The organism is Bradyrhizobium sp., from assembly GCF_017881085.1.
Taxonomy (GTDB): domain Bacteria; phylum Pseudomonadota; class Alphaproteobacteria; order Rhizobiales; family Xanthobacteraceae; genus Bradyrhizobium.
In genome coordinates, this window is sequence record NZ_JADGRI010000125.1 from 1 (window position 1) to 13,984 (window position 13,984).

At 64.0% G+C, this 13,984-nt stretch carries 11 protein-coding genes; 6 read left to right on the top strand and 5 right to left on the bottom strand.

Going from position 1 to position 13,984, the window contains the following annotated elements:
• Nucleotides 1–306: 306 nt before the first annotated feature.
• On the bottom strand, nucleotides 307–1,626 hold the full coding sequence (locus QZ213_RS13785; RefSeq protein WP_291686628.1) for a UDP-glucose/GDP-mannose dehydrogenase family protein: 1,320 nt from the start codon (nucleotides 1,624–1,626) through the stop codon (nucleotides 307–309).
• Between the two features lie 178 nt (nucleotides 1,627–1,804).
• Between QZ213_RS13785 and QZ213_RS13790 the strand changes: the two genes are divergently transcribed.
• Nucleotides 1,805–2,881: an acyltransferase family protein gene (locus QZ213_RS13790; protein WP_291686629.1), complete on the top strand. Its 1,077-nt coding sequence runs from the start codon at nucleotides 1,805–1,807 to the stop codon at nucleotides 2,879–2,881.
• A gap of 124 nt (nucleotides 2,882–3,005) precedes the next feature.
• On the opposite strand, the gene QZ213_RS13795 is transcribed toward QZ213_RS13790, so the two are convergent.
• Nucleotides 3,006–3,599 (bottom strand): hypothetical protein, encoded by a 594-nt coding sequence (locus QZ213_RS13795; RefSeq protein WP_291686630.1) that lies wholly within the window; start codon nucleotides 3,597–3,599, stop codon nucleotides 3,006–3,008.
• Between the two features lie 153 nt (nucleotides 3,600–3,752).
• On the opposite strand from QZ213_RS13795, the gene polA reads away from it, so the two are divergent.
• Entirely contained in the window at nucleotides 3,753–6,794 is a 3,042-nt protein-coding gene (gene polA, locus QZ213_RS13800) for a DNA polymerase I (protein ID WP_291686631.1), read from the top strand.
• 41 nt (nucleotides 6,795–6,835) lie between these two features.
• Here polA and QZ213_RS13805 read toward each other — a convergent pair whose 3' ends face one another.
• Nucleotides 6,836–7,462 (bottom strand): glutathione S-transferase family protein, encoded by a 627-nt coding sequence (locus QZ213_RS13805; RefSeq protein WP_291686632.1) that lies wholly within the window; start codon nucleotides 7,460–7,462, stop codon nucleotides 6,836–6,838.
• A 175-nt stretch (nucleotides 7,463–7,637) separates the two neighbouring features.
• Here QZ213_RS13805 and pyrE point away from each other — a divergent pair, with 175 nt between their 5' ends.
• Together pyrE and QZ213_RS13815 are read left to right on the top strand one after the other, a co-directional pair.
• Nucleotides 7,638–8,201, top strand: a complete 564-nt coding sequence (gene pyrE / locus QZ213_RS13810) for an orotate phosphoribosyltransferase (RefSeq protein WP_291686633.1) — start codon at nucleotides 7,638–7,640, stop codon at nucleotides 8,199–8,201.
• A gap of 245 nt (nucleotides 8,202–8,446) precedes the next feature.
• Complete coding sequence (locus QZ213_RS13815; RefSeq protein ID WP_291686634.1) at nucleotides 8,447–9,247, top strand: DUF2865 domain-containing protein; 801 nt, start codon at nucleotides 8,447–8,449, stop codon at nucleotides 9,245–9,247.
• A gap of 90 nt (nucleotides 9,248–9,337) precedes the next feature.
• On the opposite strand, the gene QZ213_RS13820 is transcribed toward QZ213_RS13815, so the two are convergent.
• Together QZ213_RS13820 and QZ213_RS13825 are read right to left on the bottom strand one after the other, a co-directional pair.
• Complete coding sequence (locus QZ213_RS13820; RefSeq protein WP_291686635.1) at nucleotides 9,338–9,769, bottom strand: hypothetical protein; 432 nt, start codon at nucleotides 9,767–9,769, stop codon at nucleotides 9,338–9,340.
• A 254-nt stretch (nucleotides 9,770–10,023) separates the two neighbouring features.
• Entirely contained in the window at nucleotides 10,024–10,257 is a 234-nt protein-coding gene (locus tag QZ213_RS13825; protein WP_291686636.1) for a hypothetical protein, read from the bottom strand.
• 192 nt (nucleotides 10,258–10,449) lie between these two features.
• Here QZ213_RS13825 and QZ213_RS13830 point away from each other — a divergent pair, with 192 nt between their 5' ends.
• Both QZ213_RS13830 and QZ213_RS13835 read left to right on the top strand, forming a co-directional pair.
• Nucleotides 10,450–12,984: a glycogen/starch/alpha-glucan phosphorylase gene (locus QZ213_RS13830; protein ID WP_291686637.1), complete on the top strand. Its 2,535-nt coding sequence runs from the start codon at nucleotides 10,450–10,452 to the stop codon at nucleotides 12,982–12,984.
• A 224-nt stretch (nucleotides 12,985–13,208) separates the two neighbouring features.
• Nucleotides 13,209–13,984 (top strand): thioesterase family protein (locus QZ213_RS13835; protein ID WP_291686638.1); only part of this gene is annotated, 776 nt, incomplete at its 3' end.

The window sequence follows — 13,984 nt, forward strand, 5'->3', positions numbered from 1 at the left end:
GCCGGGCGGCGCCACCAGCACCGCGACGTTACGGCTCGCGAGCGCGCGCGCGAGCTCGTCGAGGACAACGTCGATGGGTAAGGGCGTATCGAAGGAGCGGGCCAAGTGCAGCTCAGGTTGGGTTCTTCCCATCTCCCCTTGCGGGAGAGGCACAGGCGGCCTGCGGCCGCCGTTCTTAGTATGTACGCCGATGCTTGCATCGGCCATGGCGAAGCGAAAGACGGGTGAGGGGTCTCTCTCCGCGGATGCAGACCCCTCATCCGCCCACGATACTTCGTATCGTGGGGGAGAAGGGAAGAAAGCGACTTACTCCCGCGGTTCGGGCGGGCGGCCGACGCTCTCATAGACAAAACCGTGCGCCGCCATGTCCTCGGGGCGATAGATGTTTCGCAAATCGACCACCACGGGGTGAGCCATCTCGCTCTTCAGGCGCTCCAGATCCAGCGTGCGGTATTGCACCCATTCCGTCACGACCACCATCGCGTCGGCGCCGCGCACGCAGGCGTAGGGGTCGTCGCAATATACGATGTCGGGCAGTTCGCGGCGCGCCTGCTCCATGCCGACCGGATCGTGCGCGCGCACCCTGGCGCCCATGTCGAGCAGCCCCGTGATCAGCGGAATCGACGGCGCCTCTCGCATGTCGTCGGTGTCGGGCTTGAAGGTGAGGCCGAGCACGGCGACGATCTTGCCGCGCAGGCTGCCGCCGGCGGCGCTCGCGACCTTACGCGCCATCGCGCGCTTGCGGTTGTCGTTGACCGCGAGCACGGCCTCGACGATCCGCAGCGGCACATCATGATCGAGTGCGATCTTCACCAGCGCGCGGGTATCCTTCGGGAAACATGAGCCGCCGAAGCCGGGGCCGGCATGCAGGAATTTCGAGCCGATGCGGTTGTCGAGCCCGATGCCGCGCGCGACTTCCTGCACGTCGGCGCCGACCTTTTCGGAGAGATCGGCGATCTCGTTGATGAAGGTGATCTTGGTGGCGAGGAATGCATTGGCGGCGTATTTGATCAATTCGGCGGTACGACGGGCCGTGAACATCACCGGCGCCTGGTTGAGCGATAGCGGGCGATAGATATCGCCGAGCACCTTGCGCCCGCGCTCGTCCGAGGTACCGACCACGATGCGATCGGGGAATTTGAAATCGCGGATCGCCGCACCCTCGCGCAGAAATTCCGGATTGGACGCGATCACCACGTCGGCCGCCGGATTGGCTTCGCGGATCAGGCGTTCGACCTCGTCGCCGGTGCCGACCGGCACGGTCGATTTGGTGACGACCACGGTGAAACCGGAAAGCGCGCCGGCGATCTCGCGGGCGGCGGCATGTACGTAGCTCAGGTCGGCATGGCCGTCGCCGCGCCGCGACGGCGTGCCGACGGCGATGAACACCGCGTCGGCTTCCGCGACCGGAGCCTTGAGATCGGTCGTAAAGTCGAGCCGCCCGGCCTTGACATTGGAGGCCACCAGCGCATCAAGCCCCGGCTCGAAAATCGGGATTTCCCCGCGGCGCAAGGCTTCGATCTTTCCGGCATCCTTGTCCACGCAGGTGACCTGGTGGCCGAAATCGGCAAAGCAGGCGCCGGAAACCAGCCCCACATAGCCCGTGCCGATCATGGCAATGCGCATCTCAAACAACCCGTCGGTAATGGTTAATTTTCAGCCCGATTTTGACGCGGTCTTAAAGCATTTGGCGCCGAGGGGAAACCCGAAGGTTCCGGAAACCGGCATGACATTTGGATGAATAAAGGAGAATGAAACCTAAGGGCTCGATGATGCAGGCTTGCAGCGCCGAAAAGGGACACCGATGACAGGAAAAGGCACATCCGCCGTCACCGAGCGTCCCGCGCTGCCGGCGGCCGCCTCCGCCGGCCGCGTCGACTGGGTGGACTACGCCAAGGGCATCTGCATCGTCATGGTGGTGATGATGCATTCGGTGCTGGGGGTGGAACTGGCCGCCGGGCAAACCGGTTTCATGCATGTCCTGGTCGCCTTCGCAAAGCCGTTCCGGATGCCGGACTTCTTCCTGATCTCGGGGCTGTTCCTGTCGGTGGTGATCGACCGCGACTGGCGCACCTATCTCGACCGCAAGGTGGTGCACTTCGCCTATTTCTATGTGCTGTGGGTAACGATCCAGTTCGGCTTCAAGGCCCCCGGCTTCGCCGCCGAGAGCAGCTGGGCGCATGTCGGTTTCCTGTATCTTGAATCCTTCATCGAGCCGTTCGGCACGCTGTGGTTCATCTATCTGCTGCCGATATTTTTCGTCGTCACCAAGGCGACGCGGAAGATGCCGCCGCTCCTGATCTGGACGGTGCTGGCGTTGCTGGAGGCCGCCCACATCGAAACCGGCTGGACCGTGATCGACGAATTTGGCGCGCGCTTCGTCTATTTCTATTCCGGCTATCTCTGCGCGGAGTATGTGTTCGCGCTGTCCGACCGCGCGCGGGCGCGGCCTTCACTGGCGCTCATCGGGTTGGCGCTGTGGGCGCTCGTCAACGGCAGCCTGGTCTGGTTCGGCTTCAGCGAATGGCCGCTGGTCTCGCTGATGCTGGGGCTATCGGGCGCCTGCGCCATCGTCATCATGGGCACGCTGCTGGCACGCGCCCATTGGCTCGGCTTCCTGCGCTTCTGCGGCGAGCATTCCATCGTGATCTATCTTGCGTTCTTCCTGCCGATGGCGGCGACGCGCACGTTGTTGCTGCGGGCAGGCCCGATCCACGATATCGGCACGATCTCGCTTGTAGTCACCATCGTCGGCGTGCTCGGCGCGCTGGCGGTCTGGCGCGCCGCTTTGGCGGTCGGCGCCCATTTCCTGTTCGAGCGCCCGGCGGCGTTCTGGATCTCGCCGAAGAAGGTGCGGCCCGCGTTGCAGGCGGCGGAGTAACTGCCCAAACCTCAATCCGTCATTGCCGGGCTCGACCCGGCAATCCATCCTATTCACCAGACTCCTTGAAAGTTTGATGGATGCCCGAATCTAGTCCGGGCATGACGACCTGAGTGAACCGCAATCACCCCGCCTCTTCGATCTTCACGCCACCCTTCATTTCCTCGAGTTTGCCGCGAAACCCTTCGGCATCGCCGAAATCCGCAAAGCCCTGGTAGTGCGGGTGCGGGCCGAGGATCCGGCGGGCGTGTTTGATCGGGCACCAATAGACTTCCGTGCGCGAAGCCACCTCGCGCACGAACGCGATCGCGCCGTTGGCGTAGGAGCAATAGGCGCAATTGAATTTCTCGATGACGTTGAGATAGGCGAGATGGTGGCGGTCGAACACCAGATAGTCGCGGCGGCGCACTTTCGGGATCTTGTAGATGGGAAAGCAGATCGCCTGATACGCCATGACCCAGATGTCGACCAGCGCGATCGGCACGACAAGCGAATAGATCACCGGCGCGCTCAGGATCATCAGCGGATTGGCATCGATCAGATAGCGCGTCGCCCGCGTCTTGAGCTCGCGGTGGATCCGCAGCACCTCCTTCTCGAACACGATCCGGCGGTTCTCGAGGCGGAAGCGCAGCTCTTCCCGCCGCTTTGCCAGTTCAGCCTCGATTTCGGCCTCGACCGATCGCAGCTTCGCCGTCAGCTCATCGAGTTGCGCGGTCATGTCTGGTCCTTTCGGGTCCAACCCGTTGTCGCAGGGGCTCACGGAACCGCCGCCGACGCAACCCGTTCCGGAAAGCGCTCGCGGCGGGAAAAATCCCGGCACAACCGGTCCCGGAGGCTGTCAATCCCAAGCAAAAATCCCTAAATTTCGGTCATGCCGAAAACAGCCCCAAAAGCCTCGCCAAAGCCCGTTGCCGCCAAAGCGCCCGCCAAGGGCGACCATGTCTTTCTGGTGGATGGTTCCTCCTATATTTTCCGTGCGTACCATGCGCTGCCGCCGCTGAACCGCAAATCCGACGGGTTGCAGGTCAATGCCGTGCTCGGCTTCTGCAACATGCTCTGGAAGCTGTTGCGCGACATGCCGCCGGACAACCGCCCCACCCATCTGGCCATCGTATTCGACAAGTCGGAAGTCACCTTCCGCAACAAGCTCTATCCCGACTACAAGGCGCACCGGCCGCCGGCGCCGGACGATCTGATCCCGCAATTCGCGCTGATCCGCGAAGCCGTGCGCGCCTTCGACCTGCCCTGCCTGGAGCAAGGCGGCTTCGAGGCCGACGATTTGATCGCTACCTACGCCCGCGAGGCCGGCGAGCGCGGCGCGACCACCACCATCGTGTCCTCCGACAAGGACCTGATGCAGCTCGTCACCGACAAGGTGACCATGTACGACACCATGAAGGACCGCCGCATCGGCATTCCCGAGGTGATCGAGAAATTCGGCGTGCCGCCCGAGAAGGTGGTCGAGGTGCAGGCGCTGGCCGGCGATTCTACCGATAACGTGCCGGGTGTGCCCGGCATCGGCGTCAAGACCGCAGCCCAACTGATCCTCGAGTATGGCGATCTGGAAACGCTGCTCTTGCGCGCCGGCGAGATCAAGCAGCCGAAGCGGCGCGAGGCGCTGATCGAGAATGCCGAGAAGGCAAGAATTTCGCGAAAGCTGGTGCTGCTCGACGACAAGGTCAAGCTCGACGTGCCGCTTGCCGATCTCGCCGTGCACGAGCCCGATGCGCGCAAGCTGATCGCATTCCTGAAGGCGATGGAATTTGCCACCTTGACCCGCCGCGTCGCCGAGTATTCGCAGATCGATCCGGCGGATGTGGAAGCGGATGCGGCCAACAAGAGCGGGGCGAGCGGCCGTTCGGCAGGCTCGCCTCCGCCGCCCCCGCGCGCGGCGGGAGGCGACCTTTTCGGCAACCTGGAGCCGGCTGCATCGCCCTCCACCGCAAAAGGCAGCGCGCCTGCCGCCGGCAGAGGCCAGAGCAAGCCGGACAAATCCAATGTGGTGCTCACGCCGCACGCGCTCGCCGCCGCCCGCGCGGAAGAAGCGCGCCAGACAAGGATCGATCGCAGCAAATACGTGACGATCCGAAGCCTCGATCAGCTCAAGGCCTGGATCGCGCGGGTGCACGATGTCGGCCATTTTGCCATCGAGGCCAAGGCAAACTCGATCGACCCGATGCAGGCCGAGATGTCAGGCATCGCCCTGGCGCTGGCGCCCAATGACGCCTGCTACATCCCGCTCGGCCACAAGCAGTCTGGCGATGGCTCGGGCCTGTTTGCCGCCGGGCTTGCGCCCGACCAGATCGAGACCGGCGACGCGCTGGAAGTGCTGCGGCCGCTGCTGGAATCGGCAGGGATTTTGAAGATCGGCTTCAACATCAAATTCAACGCCGTGATGCTGGCGCAGCACGGTGTCACCCTGCGCAACCATGACGACGCGCAGCTGATGTCCTACGCGCTGGACGCCGGCCGCAACGCCCACGGGCTCGATGCATTGGCCGAGCGCTGGCTCGGCCATGCCACCATCAGCCACGGCGAGCTGACCGGCAGCGGCAAGGGCAAGCTGACCTTCGATCAGGTCGAGATCGACAAGGCCACGGCCTATTCGGCCGAGGATGCCGACGTGATCTTCCGGCTGTGGCGCGTGTTGAAACCGCGGTTGGTCGCCGAGCGCATGACCGCGGTCTATGAGACGCTGGAGCGGCCCCTGATTTCGGTGCTGGCGCGGATGGAGCGGCGCGGCATCTCGATCGACCGCCAGGTGCTGTCGCGGCTGTCGGGCGAATTCGCCCAGACCGCGGCCAGGGTCGAGGCGGAGCTGCAGGAACTGGCCGGCGAACCGATCAATGTCGGCAGCCCCAAGCAGATCGGCGATATCCTGTTCGGCAAAATGGCAATTCCCGGCGGCACCAAGACCAAGACCGGCGCGTGGTCGACGTCGGCGCAGATCCTCGACGAACTCGCCGAACAGGGTAACGAATTCGCCAAGAGGATCCTGGAGTGGCGGCAGGTCTCGAAACTGAAATCGACCTATACCGACGCGCTGCCGACCTACGTGCATCCGCAGACCCATCGCGTCCACACCACCTACGCGCTGGCCGCGACCACCACCGGACGGCTGTCGTCCAACGAACCAAACTTGCAGAACATTCCGGTGCGCACCGAGGACGGCCGCAAGATCCGCCGCGCCTTTATTGCTTCGCCGGGCCACAAACTTGTGTCGGCGGATTATTCGCAGATCGAATTGCGGCTCCTGGCCGAGATCGCCGACATTCCCGTGCTGAAGCAGGCGTTCCGCGACGGACTCGACATCCACGCCATGACGGCGTCCGAAATGTTCGGCGTTCCGATCAAGGACATGCCGAGCGAGGTGCGCCGACGGGCGAAAGCGATCAATTTCGGCATCATCTACGGCATCTCGGCCTTTGGCCTCGCCAACCAGCTCGGCATCGCTCGCGAGGAAGCCTCCGCCTACATCAAGAGATATTTCGAGCGCTTCCCGGGCATCCGCGCCTACATGGATTCGACCCGGGATTTCTGCCGCACCCACGGCTATGTCGAGACGCTGTTCGGCCGGAAATGCCACTATCCGGATATCAAGGCCAGCAACGCCTCGGTCCGCTCCTTCAACGAGCGCGCCGCCATCAACGCCCGGCTGCAGGGCACCGCCGCCGACATCATCCGCCGCGCCATGACGCGGATGGAGGACTCGCTCGCCGAGAAGAAGCTGTCGGCCCAGATGCTCTTGCAGGTGCACGACGAACTGATCTTCGAGGTGCCCGACGACGAGGTCGCCGCGACCTTGCCGGTGGTGCAGCACACCATGCAGGACGCGCCCTTCCCCGCCGTGCTGCTTTCGGTGCCGCTGCATGTCGATGCGCGGGCGGCGGACAATTGGGACGAAGCGCACTGAGCTTTCCCACCCCTCCGAAAGGGCGGGGCGAGTGAGCAGATTCAATCCAGCTTCGCTTCCATGCCGCGCCTGACGGCGGGGCGCGCCATCAGCGCCTCGTACCAGCGTTTGACATGGGGGAAATCCGAAAGCTCCACCTTGTGGCGCGGATGCCGCCAGGCCCAGCCGAGGATGGCGAAGTCGGCGACCGACAGGGGGCCAGCGACAAAGTCGCGGTCAGCCAAACGCCGATCCAGCACGCCGTAGAGCCGGCGCGTCTCCGCCATAAAGCGCTTCAGGCCGTAGGCGCGCTCCTGCTCGTTCTCCAGCGCGATGAAGTGATGCACCTGCCCCGGCATCGGCCCGAAGCCGCCCATCTGCCACATCAGCCATTCATAGACCGGAATGCGGTCGGCCAAAGGCTTGGGCAGGAACTTTCCGGTCTTCTCGCCGAGATAGAGCAGGATCGCGCCGGATTCGAACACGCTGACGCGCTTGCCGTCGGGGCCGTCCGGATCGACGATGGCGGGAATCTTGTTGTTCGGGCTGATCGCGAGAAACGCAGGCGCCATCTGCTCGCCCTTGCCGATGTTGACCGGGAACACCTTGTACAGCAGCCCCATCTCTTCCAGCGCGACACTGATCTTGCGGCCGTTCGGCGTGTTCCAGGTGTGGAGTTCGATGGTCATTTTTGGGCATTCCCCCGCGAAAAGCTTTGCTACTCAGTATCCCGGAAGCCGTCGGCCCTACAACCGTCCTTTGCAGGGGGCGCCCCTGTGCGCTGTTGACGGCACGACTTCGGCTCTGGAATGTGCGCCCGTCCGCCGATAGATTGCGCCCGCCCCTTAAGAAGAGAAAAACGCCTTGTCCAAATCAGCCTCCCGCGCCCGCCTCGCCGAGATCATCCGCAAGCGCTCGTTCGGCCGCGGCGAAATCACGCTGGCCTCGGGCCGCAAGAGCGACTTCTATTTCAACCTCAAGCCGACCATGCTCGATCCCGAAGGCGCCTCATTGCTTGCAGAACTGACCTTCGAGGCGCTGAGGGACGATCGCCTCGATTATATCGGCGGCCTGGAAATGGGCGCGGTGCCGCTGGCCGGCGCGATCGCGCAGCTGTCCTGGATCAAGGGCCATCCGATCGCGGCGTTCTTCGTGCGCAAGAAGCCGAAGGAACATGGTGCAAAGCTCGCGGTCGAGGGTCTCGCCAAGGGCGAGAGCCTGCAGGGCAAGCGCGTGGTGATCGTCGAGGACGTCACCACGACCGGCGGCTCGGCGCTGAAGGCGGTGGAAGCGGTGCGCGACGCCGGGGGCGAGATCGTGCTGGTGTTCACCATGGTCGACCGCGACGAGGGCGCGACCGAAACGTTTGCGCAAGCCGGCATTTCCTTTCGCTCGCTCTACAAGGCCGGCGAGTTCCTGAACGATTGATTGCCGTCTCCTCGTCGGATGACGCTCGTCGAGCGAGTTCTGCCGAGGCGTCGCGAAGACGTGGATGGCCGGGTCAAGCCTGGTCAAGTCCGGCCATGACGAACATCTTGCGCAGATCCGAACCGCATTTCTTTTCGGTCATCCGCCGCCGCGGTCACCGCTCGTTTACCATCGCGCATTAAGGTTACCCGCGCTGAGGCACTCGCTCGCCTCAGCGGTGTTCGTTGCGTGGGGTGGAGTAAGCGTTGCGTACAGAGTTAGCCCATCAGCGCATGCGGCGCCGCATGATGCTTGTCGCCGCCGTGGCATTCGCGGGCTCGGTTGCGCTTAGCCCTGGCGCAGCATCCGCCGAGGGCCTGTTCGACCTGTTTTTCGGCGGCTTGCAGAAACAGCAGCAGCGCGCGGCGCCGCCGCAGGCGAATTTCTTCGCCGATCCGTTCGGCCAGAATCAGCCCGCGCCGCCGCCACGGCCCGTGGCTTCCGGCTTCGGCCCCGCCTTTTGCGTGCGCAACTGCGACGGCCGCTATTTCCCGCTGACCGCGCGCACCGCCTCGCCGGCACAGATGTGCCAGGCGTTTTGCCCGGCGAGTCCCACAAAAGTGTTCTTCGGCAGCAATATCGACGGCGCGTCATCGGCCAACGGCGAACGCTATGCCGACAGCGAAAACGCCTTCGCCTTCCGCAAGGCCATGCGCGCCGACTGCACCTGCAACGGCCGCGATCCCGCAGGGCTGGCGCCGGTTGATCTCACGCTCGACACCTCGCTGCGTCCCGGCGACGTGATCGCTACCACCGACGGGCTCGTCGCCTATTCCGGCCTCAAGGCCGGCGACGGCCAGACGGCTGAATTCACGCCGGTCGCCTCCTATCCGGGCCTGACCCCCGACGTGCGCGCGCGGCTCGGCGAGATGAAGGTGGCGCCGGTGCGCGCCGAGATGATCGCCACCGATGCGGTGTCGCCGGAAACGAACCGCGATGTCGTGCTGCCCGCGACGACGGTGCCGAAGAGCGGTTCGACCCGGGCGAAGCGCGCGGAAGCCGATTAAACCGTCATTCCGGGGCGATGCGAAGCATCGAACCCGGAATGACGAAACTGGATTGTTTCGTCGCTTTGCTCTTCGCAATGACGGAAAAAATCACCGCCCGACGATGACGCCGATCACGTTCGGCGCCGAGAGATATTTTTCCTCGATTCGAGCCCGCGCCGCAGCGCGGTTTTCCGGCGTAAGCAATCCGCGCTTTTCGGCGAGGATCATCCAGCAATAGCCCCACCAGTCCGTCAGCATGCCCTCGTCGTCGACGAGGTCGTAGCCCTGTTCGGCGGCGAAGATGCGCGCATGCGCCTCGTCGAGCGAATCGAGAAAGGCGTGGTCGGCGTCACAGAACAGATCGTCGCTGAAATCGTCGGTGGTGTAGCCCCAGACTGACATGCAGACCGCGTTGAACTCGCGGTCGATCTGGTCGTCATCGACGATTTGCCGGCGCGAGGCCTGATGCAGCCGCGACAGTGAGCGGGCGAAGTCGGCGATGCGGGTGAGCGCGAATTGATCGAAGGCGATGGTGGACATGTAGTCCTCGCAAGCTTGGACAGACCATAGATGTTGTGGCGGATTGCGCCGAATCACTATGATATATCAAACACTTGCTAAAGTGTTCTTAATTTGTTCCGACGCCTCATCCGTCGCCCCGGCGAAGGCCGGGGCCCATAACCAGGAATGTTAGAGTCCTTGGGAGATCGTGCCATCCCATGCGCGCAGCAGGCACATACTACGTTTACATTCTTGCGAGCGGCCGGCACGGAACACTCTACATTGGCGTCACCTCAGATCGCCGACAACAGCTTGTCTCCGCAATAATTCGCGAAAAACTTTCCGCCGCACTGCCGCTTGATCGCGGCACAGCGCGCGGCCGGGGAGGAGGCGTTGGCGGGGACGCTGAACGAGCAGCTCAGGCCGTCGACGCTCTTTTCCGTTTTGCCGGCGGCGAAGGCGGCGCTTGATGCGGTGATGCAGAACAGCAGGAGCGCGGCGGCGGCGATCTCGATGGTCAGTCTCATGGTCCGGTCCTCCCAAATAACCGACGTCGGTTCTCTTGCGGATTTCATCCTATCACCAAAGCGGCTACGCGCAGAGAGGAACAAAATCGGCCCGGTCCTTGCATAAAAACCGTGCAGCATTGCACAATCGGGACCCCGGCGGGTTTCGATCCCGGCGTAGAGTGCGTATAATTTCAGAAGGGTCAGTCAGGGATGCCCACATTGCCCGATCCATCGCTCCCAACTCATTTTCCGACGCACGACCAGCCCGTCGACGAGTTGGCGCTGACCGAAATCAAGAGCGCGATCCTCACCAAGCTGCGGCTGGCGATCGGCAAGGACGCCGGCATGGCGACCCGGCACGACTGGTACAAGGCAGCCGCGCTGGCGCTGCGCGACCGCATCGTGCACCGCTGGCTGACGGCGGAGAAGAAGAGCTACGACGCCGGCGCCAAGCGGGTCTATTACCTCAGCCTGGAATTCCTGATCGGCCGTCTCTTCAGCGACGCCCTGAACAATATGGGGCTGCTGGTGGTGTTCGAAACCGCGCTCGGCGATCTCGGGGTCAGCCTCGCGGACCTGCGCAAATGCGAGCCGGATGCCGCGCTCGGCAATGGCGGCCTCGGCCGGCTGGCTGCGTGTTTCATGGAGAGCATGGCGACGCTTGCCATTCCCGCCATCGGCTACGGCATCCGCTACGATTTCGGCCTGTTCCGCCAGATCATCGCGCAGGGCTGGCAGCAGGAATATCCCGACGAGTGGCTGAGCTTCGGCAACCCCTGGGAATTCCAGCGGCCGGAAGTGGTATATCACGTGCATTTCGGCGGCGGCGTCGAACATGTCGAGGCCAAGGGCCGCGACCGCGCGATCTGGCACCCGGCCGAGACCGTGCAGGCGGTCGCCTACGACACCCCGATCGTGGGCTGGCGCGGCCAGCACGTCAACGCGCTGCGGCTGTGGTCGGCGCGCGCGCCCGATCCCCTGAAACTCGACGTCTTCAACACCGGCGATTATCTCGGCGCCAGCGCCGAAGAAGCGCGCGCGGAATCGATCTGCAAATTCCTCTATCCGAACGACGAAAGTCCGGCGGGACGCGAGCTGCGGCTGCGCCAGGAATATTTCTTCGTCTCGGCCTCGCTGCAGGATCTGGTCAAGCGCCATCTCGCCTCCGACGGGCAATTGCGCGGGCTGGCGTCCAAGGCCGCGGTGCAGCTCAACGACACCCATCCGAGCCTCGCCGTCACCGAGCTGATGCGCATCCTGGTCGACCTGCACAATTTCCGCTGGGAGGAAGCATGGAAGATCACGGTGGCGACCTTGTCCTACACCAACCACACGCTGCTGCCGGAGGCGCTCGAGACCTGGCCGGTCGAATTGTTCGAGCGCCTGCTGCCGCGGCATCTGGAGATCATCTACCGCATCAATGTCGCGCATCTGGCGCTGGCGGACGTGCGCTGCCCCGGCGACGTCGACTTCCGCGCCTCGGTCTCGCTGATCGACGAGAAGTCCGGTCGCCGGGTGCGGATGGGGCAATTGGCGTTCGTCGGCTCGCATAGCATCAACGGCGTCTCGGCGATGCATTCCGATCTGATGAAGGAGACCGTGTTCCACGATCTCAATCATCTCTATCCCGGCCGCATCAACAACAAGACCAACGGCATCACCTTCCGCCGCTGGCTGATGCTCGCCAATCCGAAGCTGACGGACTTGTTGCGCGAGGCCTGCGGCGAAGCCGTGCTCGACGATCCCACGCTGCTCGAACATCTCGAGGCCCACGCCAGCGACAACGCGTTCCAGCAGCAGTTCCGCGCCGTCAAGCACCACAACAAGCTGGCGCTGGCGCGGCTGATCGGCGAGCGCCTCAACATCAAGATCGATCCCACCGCGCTGTTCGACGTCCAGATCAAGCGCATCCACGAATACAAGCGCCAGCTGCTGAACATCCTGGAAGCGGTGGCGCTCTATCACGCAATCAAGGACGATCCGCAGAAGGACTGGGTGCCGCGAGTCAAGATCTTCGCCGGCAAGGCGGCGGCGAGCTACCGCTACGCCAAGTTGATCATCAAGCTGATCAACGACGTCGCCGACATCGTCAACAATGATCCGGTCGTCGCCGGCCGCCTGAAGATCGCGTTCCTGCCCGATTACAATGTCAGCCTCGCCGAGGTGATCATTCCTGCCGCCGACCTGTCAGAACAGATCTCGACCGCGGGCATGGAGGCCTCCGGCACCGGCAACATGAAGCTGGCGCTGAACGGCGCGCTGACCATCGGCACGCTCGACGGCGCCAATATCGAGATCAGGGATCACGTGGGCGCGGAAAACATCGCGATCTTCGGCATGGAGGCGCTGGACGTGGTGGTACGGCGCAAGCAGGGGCTGGATGCGACCGATGTGATCCGGCGGTCGCCGCAACTGTCTCGCGCCATCAATGCGGTCGGCGGCGGCGAATTCTCGCCCGGCGAGCCCGGCCGGTTCGAATCGATCGCGCACGCGCTGCGCCATCTCGACCACTACATGGTCAGCGCGGATTTCGATTCCTATTACGAGGCCCAGCGCGGCATCGACGCGCGCTGGCAGGTGGTGCCCGCATGGACGCGGGCCTCGATCCTCAACGTGGCGCGGATGCCGTGGTTCTCCTCCGACCGCACCATCCGCGAATACGCGGAGGATATCTGGAATGTGCCGGTGCGCGGGACGCCGCCGGCCTTGCAGGAGCCCGGCGTGCAGCGCGGGGCGACGCGCTAGGGGCCAAGAACCCTTACCTCCGGCGTCATTGAATTCGGCCGCGCAGCCATGATACTGCGCGGGAAGAGGGCAAACTGATTGCAAGCCGGCGGGTCGCGCGAATGCGCGCCCGATGACAGGCTCTGCGAAGCAATTCATGGCGCGGCAAGGCGAGAATGGATTGCGTGGTTGCTTGCGCTCCTCGCAACGGCGGTCTATTCGCCGAACACGCTCCGAGGATCCCAATGCTTACGAGAACGAAGCACCTGTTCGACGAGGCTACCCGCGTGACCGCCGGCGACAGCCGCTGGCAGGGCCAGACCAGCGAGGATTACTGGGCCTTCGTCGGCCCGTTCGGCGGCGCCACCGCCGCCACCGTCCTGCGGGCGCTGATCGAGCATCCCGATCGCGCCGGCGATCCGTTGTCGCTGACCGTCAATTACTGCGCACCGATCGCGCAAGGCGCATTCGATCTCGACGTCCGCCTGGTCAAGGCCAACCGGTCGTCGCAGCACTGGTGCGTCGAGCTGACCCAGGGCGGCGGCGAGGTGGCGACGCTCGCCACCGCCGTGTTCGCCGAACGCCGCCCGTCCTGGTCGCACCAGCCGGCGCAATTTCCGCAAGGCACGCCGTTCGAGCAGATCCTGCCCTATCCCAGGATCAAGGCCTCCTGGGCCAACCAGTATGACTTTCGTTTCGTCGAGGGATATCCGGATTTCAGCGGCGCGAACAGGGATGGACCGGCGAGCGCATACTCCAAATTGTGGATCTCCGACCGGATGCCGCGGAAGATCGACATGCTGTCGCTGATGTCGATGTCGGATGCGTTCTTCGCGCGCGTCTTTCATGCGCGGCGCGAGTTGATGCCGTTCGGCACGGTGTCGCTGACGACCTATTTCCACACCGGCGCGGACGATCTCGCGGCCGAGGACATCAGCCGTGTACTCGCGGTCGCCGACGCCAAGATATTCCACAGGAGTTACGGCGACCAGAACGGCGAATTGTGGTCGCCGAACGGGCG

Bases quoted from the DNA above. Each gene is read 5' to 3' on its own strand.
- QZ213_RS13795 (WP_291686630.1), bottom strand. From the start codon at position 3,599: ATGACCGCGCAACTCGATGAGCTGACGGCGAAGCTGCGATCGGTCGAG.
- QZ213_RS13785 (WP_291686628.1), bottom strand. From the start codon at position 1,626: ATGCGCATTGCCATGATCGGCACGGGCTATGTGGGGCTGGTTTCCGGC.
- QZ213_RS13790 (WP_291686629.1), top strand. From the start codon at position 1,805: ATGACAGGAAAAGGCACATCCGCCGTCACCGAGCGTCCCGCGCTGCCG.
- QZ213_RS13830 (WP_291686637.1), top strand. From the start codon at position 10,450: ATGCCCACATTGCCCGATCCATCGCTCCCAACTCATTTTCCGACGCAC.
- QZ213_RS13820 (WP_291686635.1), bottom strand. From the start codon at position 9,769: ATGTCCACCATCGCCTTCGATCAATTCGCGCTCACCCGCATCGCCGAC.
- QZ213_RS13825 (WP_291686636.1), bottom strand. From the start codon at position 10,257: ATGAGACTGACCATCGAGATCGCCGCCGCCGCGCTCCTGCTGTTCTGC.
- polA (WP_291686631.1), top strand. From the start codon at position 3,753: ATGCCGAAAACAGCCCCAAAAGCCTCGCCAAAGCCCGTTGCCGCCAAA.
- QZ213_RS13805 (WP_291686632.1), bottom strand. From the start codon at position 7,462: ATGACCATCGAACTCCACACCTGGAACACGCCGAACGGCCGCAAGATC.